This window comes from Chryseobacterium sp. JUb7, from assembly GCF_024806495.1.
Taxonomy (GTDB): domain Bacteria; phylum Bacteroidota; class Bacteroidia; order Flavobacteriales; family Weeksellaceae; genus Chryseobacterium.
The window spans coordinates 323,359-348,877 of record NZ_JANUFF010000003.1 but is presented as its reverse complement, the minus strand read 5'-3'; the positions used below and the strand labels follow the sequence as shown (position 1 = coordinate 348,877).

Annotated in this window: 17 protein-coding genes; 13 read left to right on the top strand and 4 right to left on the bottom strand. The window is 35.6% G+C overall.

Going from position 1 to position 25,519, the window contains the following annotated elements; genetic code table 11:
• Nucleotides 1-130 precede the first annotated feature (130 nt).
• From M2373_RS08495 to msrA, 7 genes are all read left to right on the top strand, one after another.
• A complete protein-coding gene (locus tag M2373_RS08495; RefSeq protein WP_259109528.1) occupies nt 131-2,290 on the top strand; it encodes a TonB-dependent siderophore receptor in 2,160 nt (719 codons plus the stop codon).
• A gap of 21 nt (nt 2,291-2,311) precedes the next feature.
• Nucleotides 2,312-4,468 (top strand): TonB-dependent siderophore receptor, encoded by a 2,157-nt coding sequence (locus tag M2373_RS08490; RefSeq protein WP_259109526.1) that lies wholly within the window; start codon nt 2,312-2,314, stop codon nt 4,466-4,468.
• A gap of 39 nt (nt 4,469-4,507) precedes the next feature.
• Nucleotides 4,508-5,710: a PepSY domain-containing protein gene (locus M2373_RS08485; protein WP_259109524.1), complete on the top strand. Its 1,203-nt coding sequence runs from the start codon at nt 4,508-4,510 to the stop codon at nt 5,708-5,710.
• Complete coding sequence (locus M2373_RS08480; RefSeq protein ID WP_259109522.1) at nt 5,710-7,827, top strand: TonB-dependent receptor; 2,118 nt, start codon at nt 5,710-5,712, stop codon at nt 7,825-7,827. The genes M2373_RS08485 and M2373_RS08480 overlap by 1 nt, the downstream gene beginning before the upstream one ends.
• Nucleotides 7,828-8,010: 183 nt before the next feature.
• Nucleotides 8,011-9,222 (top strand): PepSY domain-containing protein, encoded by a 1,212-nt coding sequence (locus M2373_RS08475; protein WP_259109520.1) that lies wholly within the window; start codon nt 8,011-8,013, stop codon nt 9,220-9,222.
• Nucleotides 9,223-9,307: 85 nt separating this feature from the next.
• The gene (locus tag M2373_RS08470) at nt 9,308-10,276 is read left to right on the top strand and encodes an ROK family protein (protein ID WP_259109518.1); all 969 of its coding nucleotides are present in this window, start codon (nt 9,308-9,310) and stop codon (nt 10,274-10,276) included.
• 543 nt (nt 10,277-10,819) lie between these two features.
• Nucleotides 10,820-11,374, top strand: a complete 555-nt coding sequence (gene msrA / locus M2373_RS08465; protein WP_259109516.1) for a peptide-methionine (S)-S-oxide reductase MsrA — start codon at nt 10,820-10,822, stop codon at nt 11,372-11,374.
• A 120-nt stretch (nt 11,375-11,494) separates the two neighbouring features.
• Here the strand turns inward: msrA and M2373_RS08460 are convergent, their stop codons facing one another.
• Both M2373_RS08460 and M2373_RS08455 read right to left on the bottom strand, forming a co-directional pair.
• The gene (locus tag M2373_RS08460) at nt 11,495-13,261 is read right to left on the bottom strand and encodes a RagB/SusD family nutrient uptake outer membrane protein (RefSeq protein ID WP_259109514.1); all 1,767 of its coding nucleotides are present in this window, start codon (nt 13,259-13,261) and stop codon (nt 11,495-11,497) included.
• A gap of 17 nt (nt 13,262-13,278) precedes the next feature.
• Nucleotides 13,279-16,320: a TonB-dependent receptor gene (locus M2373_RS08455; RefSeq protein ID WP_259109512.1), complete on the bottom strand. Its 3,042-nt coding sequence runs from the start codon at nt 16,318-16,320 to the stop codon at nt 13,279-13,281.
• Nucleotides 16,321-16,646: 326 nt separating this feature from the next.
• On the opposite strand from M2373_RS08455, the gene M2373_RS08450 reads away from it, so the two are divergent.
• Nucleotides 16,647-17,714 carry a phosphatidylinositol-specific phospholipase C1-like protein gene (locus tag M2373_RS08450; protein WP_259109510.1) on the top strand — a complete coding sequence of 356 codons (1,068 nt, stop codon included), beginning with the start codon at nt 16,647-16,649 and terminating at the stop codon, nt 17,712-17,714.
• Between the two features lie 346 nt (nt 17,715-18,060).
• On the opposite strand, the gene M2373_RS08445 is transcribed toward M2373_RS08450, so the two are convergent.
• Nucleotides 18,061-19,851, bottom strand: a complete 1,791-nt coding sequence (locus tag M2373_RS08445; protein ID WP_259109508.1) for a metallophosphoesterase — start codon at nt 19,849-19,851, stop codon at nt 18,061-18,063.
• A 74-nt stretch (nt 19,852-19,925) separates the two neighbouring features.
• On the bottom strand, nt 19,926-20,774 hold the full coding sequence (locus tag M2373_RS08440) for a hypothetical protein (protein WP_259109506.1): 849 nt from the start codon (nt 20,772-20,774) through the stop codon (nt 19,926-19,928).
• A 410-nt stretch (nt 20,775-21,184) separates the two neighbouring features.
• Between M2373_RS08440 and M2373_RS08435 the strand changes: the two genes are divergently transcribed.
• The 5 genes from M2373_RS08435 to M2373_RS08415 all read left to right on the top strand — a co-directional run bounded on the left by M2373_RS08435 (nt 21,185) and on the right by M2373_RS08415 (nt 25,515).
• Nucleotides 21,185-21,373 carry a hypothetical protein gene (locus tag M2373_RS08435; protein WP_259109504.1) on the top strand — a complete coding sequence of 63 codons (189 nt, stop codon included), beginning with the start codon at nt 21,185-21,187 and terminating at the stop codon, nt 21,371-21,373.
• Between the two features lie 70 nt (nt 21,374-21,443).
• Complete coding sequence (locus tag M2373_RS08430) at nt 21,444-23,114, top strand: tetratricopeptide repeat-containing sensor histidine kinase (protein WP_259109502.1); 1,671 nt, start codon at nt 21,444-21,446, stop codon at nt 23,112-23,114.
• A 15-nt stretch (nt 23,115-23,129) separates the two neighbouring features.
• Nucleotides 23,130-23,795, top strand: a complete 666-nt coding sequence (locus M2373_RS08425; protein WP_259109500.1) for a response regulator — start codon at nt 23,130-23,132, stop codon at nt 23,793-23,795.
• A gap of 360 nt (nt 23,796-24,155) precedes the next feature.
• Complete coding sequence (gene yidD / locus M2373_RS08420) at nt 24,156-24,320, top strand: membrane protein insertion efficiency factor YidD (RefSeq protein WP_259109498.1); 165 nt, start codon at nt 24,156-24,158, stop codon at nt 24,318-24,320.
• 124 nt (nt 24,321-24,444) lie between these two features.
• On the top strand, nt 24,445-25,515 hold the full coding sequence (locus M2373_RS08415; protein ID WP_259109495.1) for a type I restriction endonuclease: 1,071 nt from the start codon (nt 24,445-24,447) through the stop codon (nt 25,513-25,515).
• Nucleotides 25,516-25,519: the final 4 nt, after the last annotated feature.

Genomic DNA, 25,519 nt, shown 5'->3' with positions numbered 1-25,519 from the left:
CAAAAGCCGCTTCAATACTCATTGGAGCGGCTTTTTGTTATTCATTGTATACCATTTGTATGATAAATATCAATCCAGTAATTTATTTAGAATAATTAAAAACAATATATTTGCAAAAAATTTGACTTTCATGAAAAATGTACTGATCTGTGCCTCTTTGTTGGGTTCTATGCTAACATTTGCGCAAGAGAAAAAAGATTCTGCAAATACTAAAAGTATAGAAGAGGTTATCATCAATAGAATGGTGAAAAAACTTGATACCGAATCCTCCAACAAAATGCCAGTGAAATTCATTGAAAATCCACAAGTCTATTCTTCTATTGATAAAGGGATTTTGGAAAATGAAAACATTTTCACTGTTGATGATGCTTATAGAAACGTAACCGGTTTGCAGAAAATGTGGAACCCGACAGGAAGAGCCGGAGATGGTGGTTCTTTCTTCGTTTTGAGAGGCTTTCCTTCGCAAGCTTCTACAAGAAACGGTGTAGTTGCTCCCGTTACTTCCACCATTGATGCCATAAATGTGGAAACATTGGAATTTCTGAAAGGTCCAGTAGGAACACTTTACGGAAGTACAGTAGCATCTTACGGAGGTCTGATTAATAGAGTCACCAAAAAGCCTCAGCAAAATTTCTTTGGTGCAGTTTCAGCTTCTGCGGGAAGCTATAATACGTATAGAGCCACTGCGGATATTAATGCTCCGATTACAAAAGACTTACTTTTCCGTATCAATACAGCTTACACAAACGAAGGAAATTTTACAAAAACCGATGCTAAAAATCAATATACCACATTCGCTCCGAGTTTGACATGGAATGTTTCCGACAAGCTACAATTGAATGTAGATTATGAATTATTCGACAACCGAGTAGCGGCAAATCCTTATTTCTTCTATCTTACTCCGAAATCTTTGAACCAAATCAACAATATGAAAGATTTGGAAAAAGCGGCAGGCCTGGATTATAAAGAATCTTACACCGGAAATGATTTGTATATGACGGCAAGAAATTCCAATGTTTTCGGAAACGTGAAATGGAAAATCAACAATAACATCACCTCAAATACTTATATCAATAATTCTGATTCTTATTCAGACGGTTACAATCCATATTTTTCAATTTCTTACACAGGAGGACAATATTTGGTTAACAGAGCCGACCAATCTACAAACGACAGTAAAAAATCTTTGTTTCAGGTTCAGCAAAACTTCAACTTCAATTATGATTTCTCCAACGGCATGAAAAACAAAACAGTTGTCGGTTTTGATTATATGAGAACAACAGAAAGATTGAAATACAAATATCTGAACGGTGATTTTGATACTGTAGCAGCTTCAGGAGCAGATTATTCAGGAATGAATGCCGCTGCTTTGTCTGCACTGTATGCGGATACAAATAAATTTTCAACTTGGGATTATTTGAGAGATCAAAATACATACTCTGGATATATTTCCAACTTATTTACTCCGATTGCCAACTTGCATATTATGGCAGGGCTTCGTTATGAAAATAATGATTACTTGGGAGGACTTGTAGGACCAGCAATAGGAGCAAAACCTGAAGAAGCATTCAACCAATCTGCGCTTTCCCCAAAAGCCGGAATTGTTTATGAAATTGTGAAAGATAAATTCTCGGTTTTCGGAAATTACCAAAACTCTTTCAAGTCCAACGGATATTATACTTCTGATGTAGCCGGAAATACTACTTTATCAGACCCTGAAAGAGGAAATCAGTTTGAAGGAGGTTTTAAAACAAGTTTATTTAAAAACAGATTCAATGCAACGGTTTCTTACTACAATATCCATGTGAAAAACCAATTGCTTTACACCGGAGAACTCGCCACGAATGGAGGATCAGTTCAGAAACAAGCCGCTTCTACCCTTAGCAAAGGTTTCGAGTTGGAAGTTAACGCATATCTTGTAAAAGGCTTCTCTTTAGTAGGAGGTTTGGCTTACAACGATACTGTTGATGAAGCTACTAAAACAAGACCAACAACAGCAGGTTCTTTCTGGAATGCAAACTTCAACCTGGCATATCAATTTGTCGATGGAAAAGTAAAAGGCCTGGGATTCGGATTTGGCGGAAACTATGCCAGTGACAATAATGTAACAGGAGATTTCATTTTACCAAAATATTTCGTTTTGAATGCCAATGCATTTTACGATGCCAAGAAATTCAGAATCGGAGTTAAGGTGGATAACTTCACCAATGAACATTATTGGACAGGATATTCCACGGCGAATCCACAAAAACTGGCAAACTTCCTAGGAACAATTGCTTATAAATTCTAATCTTAATTCATTTTATAAACTATGAAAAAGATAACAGTAGGAGCCGCATTACTTACAACAATGCTAACATTTGCTCAGGAAAAAGACAGCATTAAATCTAATAATATCGAAGAAGTTGTAGTAAACGGAAAATATTATCAAAAATATAAACTGAACGAAGTTTCAGGTTCTTTAAGACTACAAACTCCAATTATGGAGCTGCCACAGAACGTACAATCGATCAGCTCACAAGTACTGGCAGATCAGATTACACTAAACATGTCTGAGGGTATTGTAAGAAACGTAAGTGGTGCCAGAAAAGTAGAACATTGGGATAACGTATATTCTAACGTATTCATGAGAGGTGCAAGTATTGCAACTTATATGAACGGGATGAATGTTTCTTCAACCTGGGGACCAATCAATCCAGATGCATCAATTATCGACAGAATAGAATTTGTAAAAGGACCTGCCGGTTTTATGGGATCAATGGGAGATCCTGCTGGTTTTTATAATGTTGTGACTAAAAAACCAACCGGAAAATTCCAGAATTCTGTAAGATTTACAACAGGAAGTTACAATCTATTCAGAGGTGAGGCAGATCTTGATGGTGTTATTATTAAAAACGGCGTATTGGATTATCGTTTAAACTTAATGGGAAGTACAAACGGGTCTTGGACCGAAAATGATAAGACAAAAAAAATTATTGTTGCCCCCTCATTAACATTCAGACCAACAAAAACTACGACATTAACGGCTCAATATAATTATCAGTTCTTAAAATTTTCTCAGCCTGGAGCCTATTTAATGTCTCAGGACGGTTATGCATCATTAAATGTTCATACCAACTTTAATGATAAAAACTTTAAAGAAACAGAAGTCAAAGACCAGAGCTTATTCTTAACATTAGATCAGAAATTGTTTAAAGACTGGGTTTGGAGCACACAGTATGCTTATATGGACATGAACTACGATGGTGGTTCTTGGTGGGGAAGTTTTGACACAAATAACAGCAACATATTCAACAGAACATTAAGCAACTGGCAGGCAGTTGGAAAAAACCACATTTTTCAAACTTATGTCAGAGGTAGTTTAAAAACCGGAAATATCGTTCACAAAATTATTGGAGGATTCGATTACGGAGACAGAAAATATAATGCAGATTTTTCAGGATATGCCAGCGGTGTTTATCCAATAGATATTTATAATCCTCAATATGGCGTAGATCCTTCTACATTGCCATCTGGTGATTTTTACACTTTAAATCCGTCTGCACCTTTTTATAATGATCAGGGAGTAAAATATACTTCTTATTATGCTCAAGATCAAATAGAAATGTTCAACAATAAATTACGTGTAACATTAGCTGGAAGATATACTAACGGTACCACTTACGCGGGATATCCATTTTATTCAGAAAATAATATCGTTCAAAAAGATAAAGCTGGAGAATTTACACCAAGAGTAGGCGTCAGCTACTCGATAAAAGATGATTTTTCAGCATATGGAGTGTATGATAAAACTTTTGCTCCTCAATCTGGAATTGGTAAGAACAAAATTTCAATAACAGATCCTTTTAAAGGTCAGAATATTGAATTTGGATTGAAAAAAGATTGGTTTGGAGGAAAATGGAATTCCACATTTGCGGTATATGAAATCAGAAGAAAAAATATACTTGTTGCAGGAAATCCTAATGAAAATGATGGAAATGCTTTCCAAATTGCTACTGGCGAACAGAGAGCGAGAGGTTTTGAAACTGATATCAAAGGAGAAATCGTAAAAGGTTTGAATGTAGTTATCAATTATGCATATACAGATGCTAAAACTGTAGAAGATACAGATCCTACAAGAATTGGAGTTCAATCTCCGGGGAATGCTAAAAATGTTCAAAATACTTGGGTAAGCTACAGATTCGAGAATGGAACATTAAAAGGATTCGGAATTTCAGCAGGATATCAATATCAGGGAGGTAGACAATCATGGTTCGGAACTACAGCAAAATACGATCAACGCTTAGAAGATTATTTCGACACCAATTTTGGAATTTCGTATACCGCTAGAAAATTCGATGTTAATTTACTTTTAAACAATGCTTTAAACAGAAAATTATACAGTGGCTACAGATCTGATGATGGTTCTTATGCATGGATCTATAATGCACCAAGAAACTTCAGACTTTCAATAGGATACAAATTTTAATATACAAAAGTTAACCCCTTAAAAGGTTAACTTTTTACTATGAAGAAAAAACATCATCATAAGAAGAAAGTTTCTTCAACAAAAAAATGGTCTGCCAAACTGCATTTGTGGTTTGGCTTGTCCGTTGGTATTATTGTGTTTATTGTTTCATTAACAGGAACGATGTACGTTTTTAAAGATGAGATTCAAAATCAGCTTCGCAAAGATGCCATTTATGTGCAAAAGGAAACCATTACCGAGCAACCATTATCAATTGTGGTTCTACGTGAAAAAGTTACATTGGAAATCAATGAAAAATTTCCGATAAGCTCTGTTGAAATCCCTTTGGATAAAAATAAATCCTATGAATTTCTTTATTATGAAAAAGATAAAAAGGCATGGAATTATTTTGATGAGGTCAAAATCAATAAACTGGTTTATGTCAATCAATACACCGGTGAGATTCTGGGTATTTATAATGAAAAGTATGACCTCTTCCCTATTCTTAAATCCATTCACTGGAGTTTATTATTAAAGACAGACTGGGGAAAATATGTCGTGGGAATTCCTGTTGTCCTGTTTATCATCATGCTGATCACCGGGATCATTCTTTGGTGGCCGAAGAACAAAAAAATGAGGAAAGGTCGATTTTCATTCGACTGGAAAAACGTGAAAACATGGAAACGCAAAAACTATGACCTTCATAATGTTTTAGGTTTCTATGCATCATTTATCGCTCTGCTAATGAGCATTTCGGGAATATATTTCGCATATCCATGGGTAAAAAATGCTTTTAATCTTACTTTATCCGGATCTGCCGAACTGCCTAAAGAAAAAGAAATCAAATCTCCCGATTCTCTTTTAGCAAAGAACAATTCGGTTTTTGATCTTACTGCAGCCGAAACCCGAAAACTTTATTCCACATCCTCAAGTTTCAGAATTCCTTTAAACGGAAAAAATAAAAAAGGGAAAGAATTAAAAAACATTCCTGTATCCGTTTATGGTGAAGAGGGGAAATTTGCCATCAGAAATCAGCTGGCTTTTGATAAATATTCAGGGAAGCTCTTATCGAATAAGCCTCATCAGGAACTCAACAACGCAGAGAAATATGCCAATGCCAACTATGACATCCACACAGGATCATATTTTGGATTATTCGGAAAAATTATCTGGTTCATTACCGGATTGATCTGTACCTCACTACCCGTAACAGGATTTTTAATCTGGTGGGGAAAACGTAATAAACAAGGAAAGAAAATATAATGAAAAAGGCTCTTTTATCAGTAGCTTGTCTCGGAACAGTTACTGTTTTTGCTCAGGTTAAAGACAGCGTAGATACCAAGAATGTAGACGAAGTTGTGCTTACAGCTTCCAGAAAAAGGGAAAGCATCAAAGAAATTCCAAGCTCCGTGACCATTGTGGGCGAAAAACAGGTTCAGTCACAATTAACGGTAAACTCAGATATAACCAGTATTCTGCAATATACGGTTCCGAGTTTGGCGACAAGTTCGGGGCAGACTTCAAATACGGGGCAAACCTTGAGAGGACGCCAGGTATTGGTATTAATAGACGGTATTCCGCAATCGACACCTCTTCGAAACGGTGCAAGAGATTTAAGATCTATTGATCCATCCGTTATTGAAAGAATTGAAGTCATCAAAGGAGCTTCTTCTATCTATGGAAATGGTGCCGATGGGGGAATTATCAATTATATTACCCGAAAGAGCAATTCTGATAAAAAGATCTCAGGGATTTCCCAATTTGGCATCACAGGACAGCCTTACGGAGGAACACTTGGGTTCAGAGCAAGTCAGTTACTTTCAGGAAAAATTACAAATAAGTTTGATTATGTAGTATCATTGGCTTACGAGAGAACAGGCTATATGAAAGATGCTGACGGGGTAAATCTTAGCCCTACTTACAGCACAGCAAAAATGGACAACTACAACGGTATGTTGAAGCTGGGCTACAACATCAACGATAATCAAAGAATTGAGGCCTCTTATATTGGCTACGCTTCAAAATCTGATCTAAATTTAGGGTTAAAAACAGGAAAGTACGGTTTAACACCAACCATTGGGGAAGGAGAAGGAAAAAATCTTGAAACAACTCCCCAGGGAACGCCGAGAAATCATAATTTCAAAATCAGCTACGACAACAGAAATCTTTGGAAGGGAACTTCATTAAACGTAAACCTCTATGTACAGGATTTCAGAACCGTATACGGTTACAGTGACACTTTCCTGAACGGAGGTCAGTCAAACGTAATCTCCAATAAAAAAGGAGCAAGAATCAATCTTGATACCCAACTATGGAATGCTCAAAACTCTCAGGGAGAAGTAATCTACGGAGTGGACATTCTGAATGATCAAACCGTTCAGAAGCTGGAAGACGGCCGATACTGGACTCCGGATATGGATATGACAAACATTGCCCCTTTTATGTTGGTTAAAATTGATTTATTAAAAAAATTAACTATTAAAGGAGGTCTCCGTTATGAAAATATGAAAGTAAAAGTTGGAGATTTCAACACACTTTCAACTATTAAATCTGACGGAACATTCACCAAAAGTATTTTTGTAACGGGCGGAGAGCTGGAATACAATGCATTAGTTGCCAATTTAGGCCTTCGTTACAACATCAACCCGATGATCAATCTTTTCGGAAGTTTTTCTCAAGCCTACTCTATCAATGAACTGGGACGAATATTAAGAACTTCAACTGCCGATACGATCAACAACCTTGAAACCAAGCCAATCATCGTCAACAATTACGAATTGGGGGCTACTGGAAATATCACAAAATGGCTGAATTATGAAGTGACTTCCTATGTAAGTACATCAAAATTGGGAGCCACGTTTATTCAGAGCCCCGACAGAGCTTTAACCATTCAGAGGGCACCCGAAGTGGTGTACGGTGTGGAAGGATTCTTACATTTCAATCCCACAAAATGGATCAATTTTGGAGGAAGCTACAGCTGGATGGAAGGGATTACATCACCAAAAGACGATGGAGATTATTCTACCAGAATCAACAACAGCAGAATTTCAGCACCGAAAGTTTTAGCCTATGTTCAGATAAAACCAATAAAAAGTCTGTCTGTAGGATTGGATATGCTTCATGCCTTTAAGCAGGACCGATTCGATCCGAATGTAAAAACAGGCCTCTATGTTTATGGAGAAGGCGAAGTTCCTGAATACACCGTTTTCAATTTCAAATCAAGCTATGATGTAAACAAAAACTGGAAGCTTTCTTTAGGTATTGAAAATGTTTTCAACAAAATGTATCAGCCCGCAATTGCGTGGTGGGGAGCAAGAGATGCCGACTTTACGAATTCTCTGGGAATGAGAGGAACATTTATGGTTGAATATAAATTTTAATTAAATCTAAAACTTTCAGGATTAGATTAAACAAGGCGTTTCATTTAATAAGATAATGCAATTGGTATTTGAGAATTAAATGAGGTGCCTTTTTTCAGTTAAATTATTGACTAATCAAACAATCAATTTATAAGCATTCTAAATAAAAATTAAAGGCTTATCTTTGCCGAACTTAAGGAAAACATGAAGAAAAAGCATCACCAGAAGAAAAAACCGAGCGCATTTAAAAAATGGACCGGAAAACTGCATTTGTGGTTTGGTCTGGGCATTGGATTTTTGATTTTTATCATTTCCATTACCGGAGCATTGTACGTATTCAAAGATGAGGTTGAAAATTTCACAAGAAAAGATGTTATCTATCACAACGAGCAAAATATCGATCAGAAGCATATTCTTCCGATTCGTACCTTAGAAAAAGCGGTCGATGAGCAGGTAAAGGAAAAATATCCTATTCACTGGGTCAATATCCCGATTGATAAAAAAATGTCTTATCTTTTTTACTGGTATGAGCATGATCCGAAAGGCTGGAATTATTTTGATGAATTCCCAATCTATAAAGTCGCTTATGTAAATCCTTATAATGGCAAGGTCCTAAGAACTTACGATGAGAAAAACGGCTTCTTTCAGATTGTAAAAATGATCCACTGGAGCTATCTTTTAAAGCAGGATTGGGGAACTTATCTGGTGGGAATTCCTGTGATTATTTTTGTTATTATGCTGATTTCGGGGATTATTTTGTGGTGGCCGAAAAATAAAGCAGCCAGGAAGCAGCGTTTCTCTTTCAAATGGCAAAATGTAAAAAGCTGGAAAAGAAAAAACTATGACCTTCATAATGTATTAGGGTTTTATGCTTCGATTTTTGCATTAATCTTTTCATTAACGGGACTATTTTATGCGTTTTTTGCAGTTCAGGCAGCATTCTATTTTATCTTCTCGGGCGGAAGCACTCAATATCCGGACTTCTCATCCATTAAGACAAAAGCTCCCATTGAATTGAGAACAGAAGGTACATTAGATAAAATAAGCAATACCGTTAAGGCAAAGTATCCTGATTCTTATGGATTCTCCATTGATTTGGGACACGAACATATGGATGATCACGAACATCCGAATTTTGAAGTTTATGTGAAACACTTATCATATTCTTATCACAAAAGCAGCAGTTTAATTTTCGATGAAAATTCAGGAGAGCTGCTTCATACTCACGACATGAAAGACAAAAATTTTGGTGAAAAAACGGTGGGAGCCAATTATGATATTCACGTAGGATCTATTTTAGGGCTTCCAACAAAGATCATTGCTTTCGTCGTAAGTATCATATGTGCTTCATTACCAGTTACTGGCTTTCTGGTTTGGTGGGGAAGAAGAAAAAAGAAAACGGTAAAAGCTGCTTAATTTTTTTTTAAATAAATGTTTAGTTAATAATCCATTAATCCCAATCTTTTTTATAATTTTAACCTTTTAGAATTTAAGAATAGAAATGTCATTAATAGATTTATCAAAACACGTTGCCCTTGGAATTGATATTGGTGGTACAAATACCAAATTTGGAGTAGTAAACCACCGCGGAGAAGTTCTTGAAAAAGGAAACTTAAGAACAGACGCCTATGAAAAGGTTGAGGATTTTATCGATGCTTTATATGAAAAGGTAAACCCTCTCATTGAAAGCCACGGTACCGAAAAAAATTTTGACGGAATTGGAGTGGGTGCACCCAACGGAAACTATTATAAAGGAACCATCGAGCAGGCTCCCAATTTACCCTGGAAAGGCGTTATTCCTTTCGGGGAGATGATGACCAATAAATTTGGCATGCCGTGTACAATCACCAATGATGCTAATGCAGCAGCTTTTGGGGAGATGCTTTTCGGAGCAGCGCGTGGCATGAAAGATTTTATCATGATCACTCTGGGAACAGGCGTCGGAAGCGGAATTGTAGCCAGCGGAAAATTGATCTACGGACATGACGGATTTGCCGGAGAACTGGGACACACCATTGTAAAACCAGGCGGAAGAAAACACTGGAGCACAGGTTCTGAAGGAAGTCTTGAAGCGTATGCATCTGCAACAGGAATCGCAATCACTGCTAAGAAAATGAGAGCCGAGTTTCCTGAATCTATGCTGAGCCAGTTTCCTGAAGAGGAAATTAATTCTAAAACAGTACACGAATGTGCTTTAAAAGGAGACCCGATTTCGATTGAGGTTTTCAGATATACAGGGCAGAAATTAGGAGAAGCATTGGCTAACTTTGTGATGTTTTCTTCGCCGGAAGCGATTCTTTTATTTGGAGGAGTAATTAAAGCCGGAGATTTTATCTTAAAGCCTACAAAACTTCATATGGAAAGAAACCTTCTTCCTATTTTCAGAAATAAAGTAAAATTGGTTTTCAGTGAACTGGACGAAGCAGATGCTGCTATTTTGGGAGCAAGTGCTTTGGTTTGGGAAAAATAACTGAGAGTAATATTGAATCATATTGAGCATCCTTTTTTTTAGGGTGCTTTTTTCATTTTTACGTTTTAATTATAACACTGTCATCCTGAGGCTCTCGAAGGATCTTAGAATATTTAAAGTCTTCTGTATAAGATTCAGCTTTGTTGAAATCCTTCGACTGCTGCGCGCTCAGGATGACATTCCTAATACTATCTCTCTAATTTCATCTGGAAATTTATAACGCTGTCATCCTGAGGCTCTCGAAGGATCTTTGAGAATATTTAAAGTCTTCCATATAAGATGTAGCTTTGTTGAAATCCTTCGACTGCTGCGCGCTCAGGATGACATTCCTAATACTATCTCCCTAATTTCATCTGGAAATTTATATTTCATATTATGCACATGATTATGCATAAATTAATTTGTCTCATCTATCATCATAATTTGCGTTTAGACGAGTTTAGAAGACCTTATTTGAAAAAGTTTTTCATATTTTTGATTAGTTTTTTCTCCATAAATTATTCCTCAAAAGAGAAAATATTTAAATACAATAATCAACTTAGAATGGATAACAATAAATTAGAACAGATCACTTTCGGAGGCGGATGTTTCTGGTGTGTGGAAAGCTGTTTCAATATGCTTAAAGGTATACAGTCTGCAATTTCAGGATATTCTGGAGGTCATAAAGACAATCCTACTTATGAAGAGGTCTGCACAGGAGAAACAGGCCATGCAGAAGTGGTACAGATCACGTATGATCCGGCAATTATTTCTTACAAGCAGTTAATGGATGTATTTTTCTTCCTTCATGATCCTACTCAATTAAACAGACAGGGAAATGACATCGGAACTCAATATCGTTCTGTCATTTATTATAAAGATGATGCTGAAAAAGCAAAAGCTGAAGAAGCCATTAAAACTTCTCAGGAATCCGGAAGATGGGCAGGAACATATGTAACAGAATTAACAAAGTTCGAAAAATTCTGGGCTGCAGAACAATACCATCAGGGATATTACAACGAAAATCCGACACAGCCTTATTGCAGTGCTGTTGTAGGTCCGAAAATCCAGAAATTTAAAAAATATTTCGGAGAATTGGGTATGCTGAATGAAGACTAGATTTATTCTTCATTGGTCAGGTGCGGATGTAAGCAAAACTTATAATTTCAAGACAAAAAATGAAGCGAAGAGAATATCTCTTCGCTTCTGTGTACAAAAATTAATTTGATATAAAGTAACTTAATATCCTGGGTTCTGCTTGAAATCTGTTGAAGCATCGATTGTCGCCTGAGGAATCGGAAAAATTCTTCTGTAAGGCTGAGAAGCAGGTTTTGCAGTTCCCGGAAGATCAAACTTTCCGAATCTGATCATCGCCTTTCTTCTGTACATTTCCCAGTACAGCTCATACCCACTTTCTTTAAATAATGTATTGGCATCCAGAGAACCGATAGCAACACCAGAGGTATTACCCTTTAATGAATCATTCGTTCTGCTCGTTCTCAGTTTATTGACATCAGCTAAAGCCGCTCCAACATTTCCGTTTCTGAAATACGCTTCTGCTCTCATCATATAAACTGTTCCCAGTCTGTACAAAGGAACATCCATCCCGCTGGTTCCGTTGTTTCCGTACCCAGGATCAAATTCAAACTTGAAATTCCTTACTCCTCTGTTGATCTGAGCCTGTGTAAGTACCGCTTCTGCAGGATTATCAAAGTTTAATTCAGGGGTAAAATCAGCAGCAAGTGTTGTATTTTTTTCTGTGAATAATTTATAGACTTTAATTCTTCCGTCTGCGGTCATATCAAAATTTCCGCTCGCAAGAATTTTAGGACCATATTGCTGACCAACCTGCAGTCCTCTGTTGAAATGGAACCAAGGCTTCCCTGTTCCTTCCACTTTACTTGTTGAGGGTACACTAATATCTGTTCCGTCATTTCTGAACCATGTTCCGTCTTCATATTGATATGTTCTTTGGAAACGGGGATCATTAAAATTTCCGGTCCATGAATAATAAAATTCAGGAGTAACACAATTGGCATTTGTTCCCCTGTTATCAGGCGACGGCTTTTGAATTCTTTCCATTGACATATAAGCCAGATCATTATCTGAACCTTTGTCTGAATTCGCAATTTTCTTCTGGACAACCGTAAAGATCATTTCTTTACTCGTGTCGTTATTAATATCAAAATTGTGGAAATAATTTGATTCTAAGCTGAAATTCGGATTGTTGATCAGTAAATTAGAATATTCAATCACCTTATCCATATCCGTTCCACCTCCATTCACAGCCGGTTCCGTAAAATTGAAGCTGCTTCCTGTTTTATTCTTCAAAACAGCCCTGTTCAGATACATATCCGCCAATAAAGCGTAAGCTGCCTGTTTTGTAAACCTTCCGGCATGTGTATTTTGAGTTTTAATATCTGCCAATGACGGAATAAGACCCTCAACCTCCGTAATTAAAGCATCAATAGTGGTCTCTGCTTTTCGGATCTCAATCGGTGCGCTGAGATTTCCCGGATCTCTGTAAGGAGCCTGTCCGAAAAGGTCGAGCGTTGTATAGGTATAATAAACAAGCAATCCTTTTGCTTCTGCTAAAAACAGGGATTTATTAGCAATAGAACTCCTTTCAATGCTGGAAATTGCTGTCAAAGACTTGGTAATACCGAAATTAAGGTTGTTCCAGGTTGTTTTTACCACATCGTTACCTGCATCCCAGGTAAATTCGTGCATCGCTCTCCATTTTCCACCATCACCCCAATCGCTTCCTCTTGTTGGCAACATCGCCTCATCAGTAGAATATTCCTGTAACGCAAACACGTTTCCGTGGTCTACAAAAGTTCCTTCTCCCAACTGACTGTAAGCAGCAGTCAGCGCCGCTTCAGGATCTATATTTTCAGATCCTAATACCTCATCAATTACTTTTTCATCCAGGTTGGTACATCCTACTAAAGCCAATGTAGCAACAGATAAAACGATTCTATTTATATTTAAAAATTTAGATCTCATAATTTCTTTTAACTTAATTAAAATTTAACGGTTGCTCCCAAAATAAATGTCTTCGCAGACGGATACGTTGTATAATCAATTCCCAGAGACTGATTCCCCCCAACCTGTTTGTTGGTATCCACAAGTGGATCATAGCCTGTATAATTGGTAATGGTAAATAAATTCTGTGCACTTACATACAGATTGATGCTTCTAAGAAATTTCAGCTGATTGATATCGAAAGTGTATCCTAATCTTACGTTATTCAAGCGTAAAAAGTCTGACTTCTCAAGATATAAAGAAGATAGCTGTGGCTGATTGGTAAAGCTCGCTCCCGAATCGTAGAAGTTTTTCAACACGTTTCTGTCCGAAGCTAAATTGTTGATATTTAAATTCAGAGCCGTATTATTAACTAAATAACCTCCTGTCTGACCGATAAACGAGAATGAAAAATCAAACTTCTTGTATTTCATATAAGAATTGATTCCGAACGTGAAATTGGGAACAGCTCCTTCAAAAATTTTTCTGTCATTCTGATCAATTCTTCCGTCACCGTTGATATCTTCATAGATATATTTTCCGTTGGCATCGATCCCCTGATAATTAAGCATATAGAAAGATCCCGCTTCATATCCGTTTTTATAAATATTAGCGGTAACCCCTGAAAGTCCGGGACCGGAAACCTCACCGGAATAAATTGCTGAAACCGGAAGATTTTTAACAACGTTATTTACTGTTGCTCCGTTGACATCAAGATTCCATGTAAAATTTTCATTTTTAATAATTTCTGAACCCAACGAGAATTCAAAACCTTTGTTAACAATTTCCCCCGCTGCGTTTACCCAATATTTTTCGGTCGGGCTCAATGGAGGGGCAGTAATAAATAAGATCGGATCTTTTGTTGTTTTATGATAATATTCCAATGATCCGTACAGTTTGTTTTTAAATAAGCTGAAATCTGCTCCAACATTGGTTTGTTCCACAACCTCCCACTTAAGGTCCGGGTTAGCGGTTCTGTTGATGATTACTCCATTGATCAGATTTAAGTTTTCATATAAATAATAGCCTGCAGACTGTGCCAATGAAGAACTTGCCTGAGTAATCTTATTGGTTACTTCCTGGTTACCGGTCTGCCCCCAGCTTCCTCTCAGTTTCAACTCATTGACAATCTGAGAATCCTTCAGGAAATTTTCATTAGACATCGTCCATCCCACAGCAACTGAAGGGAAATATCCGTATTTGTTGTTCAGACCGAAGCGCGTAGAACCATCAGCTCTTAATGAAGCGGTTATTAAATATTTTTTGTCGAAATTATAATTTACCCTTCCGAAATATGACTGCAACTCATTTTCCTGAGCATATCCTGCCCCCGGAACAAATGCCGTTCCTGAATATCCAGGATTAATTTCCGGTGCGATTCCTGCTCCCTGAGCGGCAATATCTTTTACTCCGAAATAAGTTCCTGTAGATTTGAATTTCTGGTAAGAAAAACCTCCCAATAAGCTGAAATTATGCTTATTTAAGCTAAGGTCATATGTTAAATAATGTTCCAGAAGCACATTATAAGAATCAAGATTTGCCTGAACGTACATCCCTTTTGGCGTTCTGTCGGTAACATTCGGATACATCGTTGTATTCCTTTCCGACATTGTTTTGTCTATTCCTAAATTGAATTTATAATTTAGTCCCGGTAAGATTCTCAACGTAGCTTCTGTATTCCCTAATACTCTGAAGGTATTGGTTTTATCATTATAAACACTTAATAAATACAAAGGATTATAGTGAGCATTCATGTTGAAATTGGTATAACTTCCATTTTCATCATATACAGAACGGGTAGGATTGGCCATTAAAGCGTGGATAATTACCTGACCGTCCGATCCTGCGTTACCACCGTTCGGAATTCCGGTTTCTTTAATATCACTTGCGGTAAGATTTACCTTAACTTTTAATCTTTTATTATCAAAAAAAGACTCTTCTGCGTTCAAACGGGCCGTCGTTCTTTTGAAACCACTGTTCAGCACAATACCATCCTGATCCATATGAGAAAGGGATGCAAAATAGTTTCCGGTTTCTGTAGCTTTTGAGAATGAAACCGAGTGGTTTGATGAAACGGCATTTCTGTAAAGTTCATCCTGCCAGTCTGTGCTTCCCCCGTGGTCATATAATTTATTGATTCCTGCCGCTCTGTATTCATCGGCCGTCATTAAATCCAATTTTTTAATTACAGAAGAAAATCCTAAATACGTGTCATATGTAAACATCGGCTCGCCCTTTTTTCCTCTTTTTGTTGTTACCAAGACAACACCGTTGGAACCTCTGGCTCCATAAATGGCAGCTGCAGAAGCATCTTTCAACACTGTGATTGATTCTATATCCGATGTATTCAGGAAGTTTAATGGGTTTTTTGCCTGTGCATTTCCTAAACCAACGTTTGGACTTTGTGCACTTACTGCATCATTACTCAAAGGAACGCCGTCTACGACAAACAGAGGAGTACTCCCACTCCTGATCGATCCGATCCCTCTGATGGTAACATTCACTCCCGCTCCCGGCTCTCCACTCGACTGAACGATACGGACACCTGCGATTTTACCCTGCATCAGATTATCTACGGAGATATTCATTCCATCTTTAAAATTTTCAGCCTTTAACTGGCTTACTGCTCCTGTTAAATCCGATTTTTTCTGAGATCCATACCCCACTAAAGTCACCTCAGCAATAGAAGTATCCTTTTTTGACTGCAGATTAATGGAAATAGTCGTGTTGGAAATTCTGACTTTCTGATCTTCGAATCCATCGTAGGAAATCATTAAATTCTGACCGATAGATGCCTCGACCGTAAAGTTTCCTTCAGCATCAGTAGTGGCTGTCACTCCGCTTTCAACAACGGTGATAACAGCTCCTTTAATACCCTTACCTTCCTGATCCAGGATCTTTCCGGTGATCGTTTCATTGACCTGTGAGTGCACAGGGGCATTTTTAGTAAATTCTTCTGCGTAAACATTTCCCGATACGAGAAAGATTAATGCAATTGGAATTAGCTTTTTAAACTTAAAAAAATTAATTTTGTGGTACATATCATTAAGTAAAGTAATTGCAAGACATTACATTGCTTGATAAAAGCCGCTGTTGTTCCCGCAACAGTGGTTTTTCATTTCAGCACATTGTTAGTTTTTCGGCATACAAAGTAAATTCGTTTATACTGAAATCATTTTAACAGAGTATTATGTTAAAATCAACAAAATATAAATATCCCAAATCGAGAAAATAGAATATAATTAATTATCAATAAGTTATAAGTTTAAATTTTTCATCCGTTACATAATCTTAAAAAACACTTAACATAATATATAATTTGCAAGCGGTCCGGACTCATTAATTTCGCAGATACAAATTTGATAGCATGAAAAAGGCAGTTTTATTCGGTTTATATTTATCTTCATTCTCAGTTTCCTGGTTACAGGCTCAGCAGTTAAATGATCTTAAGATCAACCAGATTCAGGTGATCGGCTCACACAACTCTTATAAAAAGGCTATTCTTCCGGAAGTTTACAGCTATCTGTCCCAAAAAGACACGCTGAATCTTCTTCCGAGAATTCAATATGAACATATCCCTATTCCCCAGCAACTGGACCTGGGGCTAAGAAATCTTGAAATTGATGTCTATGCAGACAGTAAAGGCGGAAAATATGCTCATCCGAAAATTTTGGATCTGGTAAAAACAACACAGCCTTTTGATCCCGAAGGAAAAATGAAAAAGCCGGGTTATAAAATGATTCATATTACGGATATTGATTATCAGACCTGGTACTATACATTAGAGGACTGTCTGAAAGATCTGAAAAAATGGTCTGATGCACATCCCGACCACGACCCTGTATTTATTACACTCGAACCCAAAGACGGAAAGGCCAATCAATTCGGAACAGAACCTGAGCATTATACATCCGTGCTTTTTGATCAACTGGATAACGAGCTTAAAAAGTATTTAGGAAAAAGTAAAATCATCACTCCTGATGATATCCGCGGTAATTATAAAACGTTACATGAAGCTGTTTTACATCAAAATTGGCCAAAAGTGAAAGATGCTAAAGGTAAATTTCTTTTTGTACTCGATAACAACAGTGAAAACAGAGATTTATACATTAAAGATCACCCGTCTTTGAAAGGAAGAATGATTTTCACCAACTCAGTGCCAGGAACTCCTGAGTCTGCGGTTTTATTTATGAACGATCCAAGTCCGAAAATCAATGATTTGGTGAAGCAAGGTTACATCATCCGAACAAGAGCCGATGCGGATACGATGGAAGCGAGAAAAGAAGATTATTCAAGATTTGAAAAAGCAAAAGAAAGCGGTGCACAGGTGATTACAACGGATTATTATCAGCCAAGTAATTTGTTTAAATCGAACTATAAAATTAGTTTTGATAATAATACTTACGAAAGAAAAAATCCTGTGAACGGAAAATAGAACATTTTTTACGATTAGATTGATAAGAAAAGGCTGTCAGAATATTGATGGTCTTTTCTGTTTTTTTAATTTTTTTATCACAAATATTTTTCACGAATAAACACGGAAAAATAATACAAAAAACACCTGCTTAATCCGCCAAATCTATGAGAAATTTTCTTAACGCAAAGATCTATTTTATTGTAATTAATACTTTAAGAAGCAAAGATGAAGCTGTATTTTCAAGCTTCGCGAAATAAATTTATTTGCCTTTGCTATTCTAAAAATCAAAAATTCAATAATAAAATCTTTGCGTTTAACTTAATACTCAAACATCTGTGCAGATCTGCGTGGGAAATAAAAAAAATTACAATCTTTTAATTTCTTGTTTTTCTAAATTAACTTCAAAATGGTCTGCCGGATCGCTGTTCGAAAGCAAAGAGAGAATTTTAAAAACAGATTTTATTTGTAAAATCAACAGATCTTGCGGTTCATTTTCTTGATAGAGTTTTTCTAAAGCTTGATATTGTTGTAATCTTTCTTTTGAAATATCTTTTTTCGCTAATTCATCCGCAGATTGAAACTTGTATAAATCCAATAAAAGATCTTCAAAATTCCAATTTTTAAAGGCTTTTGAGTTAATTCCTTTTTCCCTTAGTTGTTCTTTACTTTGAACTAATAATAACAAATCTTCACCATTCAATTTCTCTGCTTTTTCGATGAAATCTTTTGGCCAGTCGTCGGGAATCATTCTCAGACGAACGAGCTCTTTTAAATGAAACAACATAAAATCATGGTATGATTTCGACTTCAAAATATCTTTATTCCAGATCACTTTGTTTTTAGCTTTTTGTAAGGTCTTATATTCCTTTTCGTATAGTGGAAACAGCTCATCAAAACGGGGAACATCATTTAAAACTTCCGTTTGAACTTCCATAATGTCAGGAGATTTTACAGTAAGAATTTTATATGCCGGAAGATATGCCGCCAATGAAGGAACCTGAACGTTTACCAGCATATGATCGTCAACTGACCGAATTCCAGTGTCATTAATATGCATATGCCCAGCAAAATGGATTTGTAAACCGGCTTCTGCAAAAACTTTCGCAACCTGTTCATCAGGGACTCTTTCCAGTTGCCATTTTTTCTCACCCAACAGATTTTTTATTTCTCCTGTTGCGCCATCATTAAAATCTATCATGGGATAATGAGTAAATGCAATGACTATTTTTCCGTTAATTTTGGCTTCCTGAGTAATTTTTTTCACCCAATCGATCAGATGCTTTTTATGGGTTAAAACATTATTGTATCCTATACTTGCCCCACGGTAGTTGCCAGGATCACCGGAATGTTCTTTAAGGCTTTTGGGGATATATGTATTACCATCAATTGCCATCATCCAGACTCCTTTCACGGGCTCAACCACATAACTTAAATCCGGAACAGAAAATCCTTCTGAAACTTCATACATCCTCCTTGAATAATCAGCATTATGAAGTGCTTTTTCGAAAGAATAGTCTTTAAATGAGTTAGAGTCAAATGGAGTGCTCCAATACATGTTCCCTTTTTTGGGATAAAAACCAAAACTCTTCAATTCCTCCAAAATTTCCAGATAACCAGATTCTGCAATGTCTTTTGTAATGATTTTATGTTTTGTTTTCCCAAGCTTCTCTTGGCTGTAAATTCCTAACGGGCTTCCATCTTCTCCTAAAAAATCATCTTTTCCGGCATCCTGTCGAAATGGTCCCACAGGATCGTGATTGCCTGTTGTGATGTAAAAATCAATTCCATATTTTGTATGATACTGATCCAAAATTTTGTGAAGTCCCCGAAGATTATACGCTTGTCCATCATCCGAAAAATCACCAGGCATGGCGACAATTTTAATTCCTTTTGCGGCAATATCATCCAATGCTTTCAGAAAAGCAAAATAGTTTTCATTAAAAATTCTGGTCGAATACAGCTGAGAATCCATCGTTCTCAAAATAGTTGGCTTTCCAGTTTTAGGATTGATGATCCCTTTAAAATCATGATCCGAAAAACTTCCATACAAATCCTGAAAATGCACATCTGAAAGAAAAGCAATCTGCGTCGGTTTTTGCTGAGCTGAAAACAACGAAAACGTAATTAGTAAAAATGAGAATATTCCTTTATTCATCTTAAAATAAGACGAAAGTAAAGGAATATCACGTGAATCGTTTTAATTGAACTTTAAATTATTGTGAAGGAAAATTATTGTGCTTGGATTGAATCTGCATTTTTTCCTGCATATTTTTCAATCATGGTAGCAGTAGATTTTTTTAATTCTCTTTTATTGTCAGGATCAATTCCGTCTGATGTAAAAAATTCAACATTTCCATAATATTTAGAATACCAAGTTCTTCCAAGAGAGTTATCAACTGTCATTGTATCTTTTCTTGTGATTCTTTTAAAATGTTTAACTAATTTTTCATCAATTGCAATAACTTCATATTCAGGCCCAATATAACTACTGTCCGTTTCATTATACTGTTCTCCATCCCAATACATATAATTCTTATTTGTTTGTTTTATTGAACTCGTAAAACTAAAGATATTGCTTTTATTCTTATCTATAGGATTTGAAAAAACAACGCCACCAGTTACAAGTAGTGCAACAAACACAAATTCCAATACACCCAAACCATTTTTCTTCATAAAGTCGGGAACATTAAAATTGGGATTATTGGTAATTTTAATAATGATATTAAAAATCTTTTCCGGTACAGAGACCTCTTCACCATCTAAAAGAAACTTAACTGAAGTTGTACTCTCTTCTTCATTTTCTATTTTCTTTTCAAATGTTGGATTAAAGTCACTAAAATTCTCATATCCTATATATTGACTTAACTTATCTAGCCTATCAGGGCTAATATTAGTCTCTCTATTATTTTCTATAAAAGTCTCATAATACCTAATAAAAGTCCTATCCGAAATAATATAGTTCAGATGTTCTTCAAAATAAGTCCATAAATAAGTTGCTATTCCACTTTTTGTGTCTCTTCCGGACTCTCTTTTCGCTTGTTCGAATACCTCATGAATTAGTAGTTTTCTTTTGGACATAATTAGTTTTTAAAGCAATTACAAAATACTTGATTTTCTATCGTGTCGCATTACGGGTTTCCGTAACAAGTTCCTGTCCATATTTTGTCAATCGATGTCAATGTTTTGTCTGCAATTGACTCCTAAAATTCCTAGAAATTTGTACTCAGAAATCAGTTGATAAACAAACAATTAAAACAAAAGACAAAAACAAATTTACAAAACTGATTTCAAAAATCACCAGATAAAACGGAAGAAAACTCCGGGTTGGGAAGCAGATGTTTCTCTTCCGTTTTTGAAGGTTCTACTTCCCAAAAAATTTAAGAAGCGCTTCGAAATTTCAAATCGTGTACAGCTCGTGATCAAGATTACGAGAGGAAGAAAAACAATTTCAACTTCAAAATTTTTTAAAAATGTTAAACTTAATATTGATGCTAATTTCACTAGCATTCGGGAATAATAACGCAAATACAGCAGCATGTCATAATAACCAAAATCCGGTAACCGTTCAAAGCGGACCGAGTAATCCAGGTGGTGGAACGGGAACCGGCGAAGGAGGTCCTGGCGGAGGAACAACAGGTGATACGGGACAAACACCTCCTCCATACACAAATCCTTAATCATATAAAGGACAGATTGCATAAATCTGTCCTTTTTCTTACTTTGCACTACAAACTAATATTTTGATCCATGAAAAAAATACTATTTTTAATAATATTATTCATTCTCTATTCCTGCTCTAAACAGGAACTATTATCAGAAAGTACTAAAAAAGAAAATTTATTTCATGAAAAAGCAAGAGCTTTCAGAAATTCAAAAATAACTGATTCAGCCTTCTATTATTATGTTTTAGCTAAAGATGAATATATTAAAAGCTACGATTCATTAAGAGTCGGACAGTGTTTAGTCAATATGGCTATTATTGAAACTGGAAAAGGAGATTTTTACGGTTCAATTGAAACTTCTCTAGAGGCAAATAAGTTTCTTACCAATATAAAAGATAGTATCAACAAAAGAGATTTAGCTTCTAGTTATAATAATATGGGAGTGGCTTATGGTTTTATGTACGAATATGATAATGCTATTATTTTTTATAAAAATGCTATTAACTATGCTATTAACAATAAAACAAAATTTACCTATTACAATAACTTGGGTGTTGCTTTCTTAAAAAAAAATGATCCGAAAAATGCTATTTTATATCTCAAACAAGCTATTGCTATTAGAGATCGTACGGAATACTCAAGAGCTTTAAATAACTTAGCTAAGGCTAAGTACATGAGAGATAACAATTACAACCCTCTTCCTGAATTTTACAAAGCATTAAAAATAAGAGAGGAAAACAATGATACAGAAGGGTTAAATGCGAGCTATTACACATTATCTGAATATTTTAAAACAAAAGATAAAAACAAAGCACTTTTCTATACAAAAAAAATGCTACAAACTGCTATAGCCGTGAAAAATCCAGAAGATAAACTTCAGGCATTAATTAAGCTGATAGAGCTTAATCCAGATAATATTTCAAAATATTTTAAGGAATATCAGTTTCTTAATGATAGTCTTCTTATTTCTAGAAACAAAGCAAAAAATCAATTTGCCTATTTCCGCTATGGTATTGAAAAAGAAAAAACTGAAAACTTAAGCTTAAAAGCCGATGTAGCTGAAAGAGAAAACCACATTATCCTACGTAATATTGGTATTGTCACATTGTTTTTTCTCTTAATCGGTGGCTTTTTCCTGTATAAAAAAAGAAAGAAAAGACTAGAACAGGAAAAAGAACTGGAAGTCAAAAACACGCAACTCAAGCTATCCAAAAAAGTTCATGATGTCGTTGCCAACGGAATTTATCAGGTAATGACGAAGATTGAAAATAAGGAACATTTCGACAAAAACGAGGCACTTGACGAACTGGAATTTGTGTATGAAAAATCAAGAGATATCTCTTACGAAAAAGAAGATTCTAAACATGGAGATCTACAGTTTGGTAAGAAAATTTCGGATCTTATCGCTTCATTTAAAAATGATTCCGTGAATACTTATATTGCCGGAAATGATCATGAAATCTGGAAAGATCTTAAATCTTCAATACAGGAGGAAATTTTTCAGATCACCCGTGAATTGCTCGTGAATATGAAAAAACACAGCAAAGCAGACAGAGTCGCATTTAAATTTGAGCGAATTAACGATACCGTTACAGTCCAATATACAGATAATGGAATTGGAATTTCCGGTGAACCTATTTTTAACAATGGCCTTAAATCTACGGTTTCCCGTATAGAAAACATCCGTGGGAAAATTATTTTTGACACCGAAACCGAAAAAGGGTTGAGAATTATTATTTCATTTCCTGCTTCATAAAAAAAAGAAAAAAGAATGTTCAAAAAAATTTTAATAGCCGAAGACCACGAAAGTATCAGTATTTCTGTTCAGAAAACATTGGAAGAACTTCATATTCCGGATGTTGATTATGTGTACTACTGTGATGATGCCTTAGCAAAAGTTCAAAAATCCATTCGCGAAAATTCACCTTATGATCTTTTGATTACCGATCTTTATTATGAAGAAGATCACCGTGAACAAAACCTTAAAGACGGAAGAGATCTGATCGAAAAAGTAAAAGAATTACAGCCTTCTCTGAAAGTAATTGTTTTTTCAGCAGAGCATAAATCCGGAGTTATAGATTCTCTTTTTTCTGATTATAAAATCAACGGGTACGTACGTAAAGCCCGAAATGATTCCAAGGAACTAAAAAAATCCATAGCCTCTGTTTTTATCAATGAGAATTATTTATCCCTTGATCTGAAACAGGAAGTCAAAAAACTCAACAGTTATGAATTTTCCGCCTACGATATTACCTTAGTATCTCTTCTTTCTAAAGGGATTCTGCAGAAAAATATTCCTACGCACCTTCAGGAAAAAGACATCAGACCTAATAGTTTAAGCAGCGTAGAGAAAAAGCTCAACAGCTTAAAAGAAGATCTGGAAGTCACCAGCAATGAGCAATTGGTTGCATTTTGTAAAGATCTGGGAATCATCTAAACCCTATAAAAATATTCTTCAATAAAAACCTTTCAATTTTGAGAGGTTTTATTGTTTTTACGGAAAGCCGTAAGGATTGGATTTTTTATAGATCTATTTTTGGAGTGTTAAATAAAAACGAAATCATGGAGTATAAAGTAATCCCATTTGTAGCTACCGCAAATCAACAAAATATGAGAGCAAAAAATATTGCAGAACAACTTGACAACTTAATAAAAGTTCATACAAATAATGGTTGAATATATATAAGAGTAGAAAGTATATCTACATACATACAACCTGTTGAAGGTTGTTTTGGAAATACAACCCAACCGGGCTATATGACTTCTTATCAAATGGTTGTCTTTAGCAGAGAAGAAAATGAAAAAACTATTAATTTTTCTAATTAAAATCTATTGGATTACCACTCCTCCCCAAAAAAGGAGGAAATGTATTTTCAGACAAAGTTGCTCAAAGCATGTTTATGAAAAAACAATGAATGATGGTTTTATTTCAGGGTTGAAAGCTTTTCGATATAGGTTTTAAAACTGCAGATCAGAAGCTCATCTCATTGAAAATCCAATAACAGGAAAACTTCAAATCATTTTACCCAATAATCAAATTCTCGATGAACAAGAAATTTCGGAGAGATTTTGCTAAATAAAAAATCATGGATCTTAAAATAAAACTTGAACAACTACACCAAAAGGTCGTAGGCTTAAAAGAACAAATCGGAACAGAAGAAGCAACGAAAAATGCTTTTGTAATGCCTTTTATACAAATTTTAGGGTATGATATTTTCAACCCGACCGAAGTTATTCCCGAACATGTTTGCGACATCGGTACAAAAAAAGGAGAAAAGGTAGATTATGTCATCAAGAATAATGATGAGCCAATTTTCATTATCGAGTGCAAACACTGGAAAGAAAGTGCTGATGCTCATAATTCTCAGCTTCACAGATATTATCATGTTTCTAAAACGAGATTTGGAGTTCTCACCAACGGAATTATTTATAATTTCTACACCGATCTTGAGAAACCCAATATTATGGATGAAAAGCCTTTTTTCACGATTAATATTGAAGATTTAAAGGATAGTTCAATCAAAATTCTGGAAAGTTTTACTAAAAAGGATTATAATCTGGAAAGCATTCTGGACTCAGCAGAAGCTTTAAAATACATCAAAGCAGTCAGAAAAGAGTTCGAAAAAGAAATTGAAAATCCTTCTGATGAACTAGTAAAACTTTTGGTGAGTAGATTTTTCGAAAAACCAATGACCGCCAACAGATTGGTTTCATTTAAAGAATATACCAAAAAAGCTTTAACAACATCGATCAATGAATCCATCAGCTTCAGACTAAAATCTGCATTAAGTATTAACGAGCAGATTGAAAAACAAGATGAAGATATAAAAACAGCTCAACCTATTGATGAAAATAACGATTCCAAAATTGTAACTACCGAAGAGGAACTTGAGGGCTTCCAAATTGTAAAAGCTATCTTAAGAGAAAGAATTCCTTCTGCAAGAATTGCTTATAGAGATACCTTATCCTACTTTGGAATCTTATTAGACGATAATAACAGAAAACCGCTTTGCAGACTTCACTTTAATACATCTAATAAATATCTGGAAACCTTCCATAACGGAAAAGAAGCTGGAGAAAAAGTTCTATTAAACAGCCTTGACGAAATCTATAACTTTAGAAATCAACTTCACCAAACATTAGAAAATTATAATTAACTCT

What these genes read in the sequence shown, in the direction of transcription:
- M2373_RS08495 (WP_259109528.1), top strand. Translation starts at nt 131, where the DNA reads ATGAAAAATGTACTGATCTGTGCCTCTTTGTTGGGTTCTATGCTAACA.
- M2373_RS08490 (WP_259109526.1), top strand. Translation starts at nt 2,312, where the DNA reads ATGAAAAAGATAACAGTAGGAGCCGCATTACTTACAACAATGCTAACA.
- M2373_RS08485 (WP_259109524.1), top strand. Translation starts at nt 4,508, where the DNA reads ATGAAGAAAAAACATCATCATAAGAAGAAAGTTTCTTCAACAAAAAAA.
- M2373_RS08480 (WP_259109522.1), top strand. Translation starts at nt 5,710, where the DNA reads ATGAAAAAGGCTCTTTTATCAGTAGCTTGTCTCGGAACAGTTACTGTT.
- M2373_RS08475 (WP_259109520.1), top strand. Translation starts at nt 8,011, where the DNA reads ATGAAGAAAAAGCATCACCAGAAGAAAAAACCGAGCGCATTTAAAAAA.
- M2373_RS08470 (WP_259109518.1), top strand. Translation starts at nt 9,308, where the DNA reads ATGTCATTAATAGATTTATCAAAACACGTTGCCCTTGGAATTGATATT.
- msrA (WP_259109516.1), top strand. Translation starts at nt 10,820, where the DNA reads ATGGATAACAATAAATTAGAACAGATCACTTTCGGAGGCGGATGTTTC.
- M2373_RS08460 (WP_259109514.1), bottom strand. Translation starts at nt 13,261, where the DNA reads ATGAGATCTAAATTTTTAAATATAAATAGAATCGTTTTATCTGTTGCT.
- M2373_RS08455 (WP_259109512.1), bottom strand. Translation starts at nt 16,320, where the DNA reads ATGTACCACAAAATTAATTTTTTTAAGTTTAAAAAGCTAATTCCAATT.
- M2373_RS08450 (WP_259109510.1), top strand. Translation starts at nt 16,647, where the DNA reads ATGAAAAAGGCAGTTTTATTCGGTTTATATTTATCTTCATTCTCAGTT.
- M2373_RS08445 (WP_259109508.1), bottom strand. Translation starts at nt 19,851, where the DNA reads ATGAATAAAGGAATATTCTCATTTTTACTAATTACGTTTTCGTTGTTT.
- M2373_RS08440 (WP_259109506.1), bottom strand. Translation starts at nt 20,774, where the DNA reads ATGTCCAAAAGAAAACTACTAATTCATGAGGTATTCGAACAAGCGAAA.
- M2373_RS08435 (WP_259109504.1), top strand. Translation starts at nt 21,185, where the DNA reads ATGCTAATTTCACTAGCATTCGGGAATAATAACGCAAATACAGCAGCA.
- M2373_RS08430 (WP_259109502.1), top strand. Translation starts at nt 21,444, where the DNA reads ATGAAAAAAATACTATTTTTAATAATATTATTCATTCTCTATTCCTGC.
- M2373_RS08425 (WP_259109500.1), top strand. Translation starts at nt 23,130, where the DNA reads ATGTTCAAAAAAATTTTAATAGCCGAAGACCACGAAAGTATCAGTATT.
- yidD (WP_259109498.1), top strand. Translation starts at nt 24,156, where the DNA reads ATGAAAAAACTATTAATTTTTCTAATTAAAATCTATTGGATTACCACT.
- M2373_RS08415 (WP_259109495.1), top strand. Translation starts at nt 24,445, where the DNA reads ATGGATCTTAAAATAAAACTTGAACAACTACACCAAAAGGTCGTAGGC.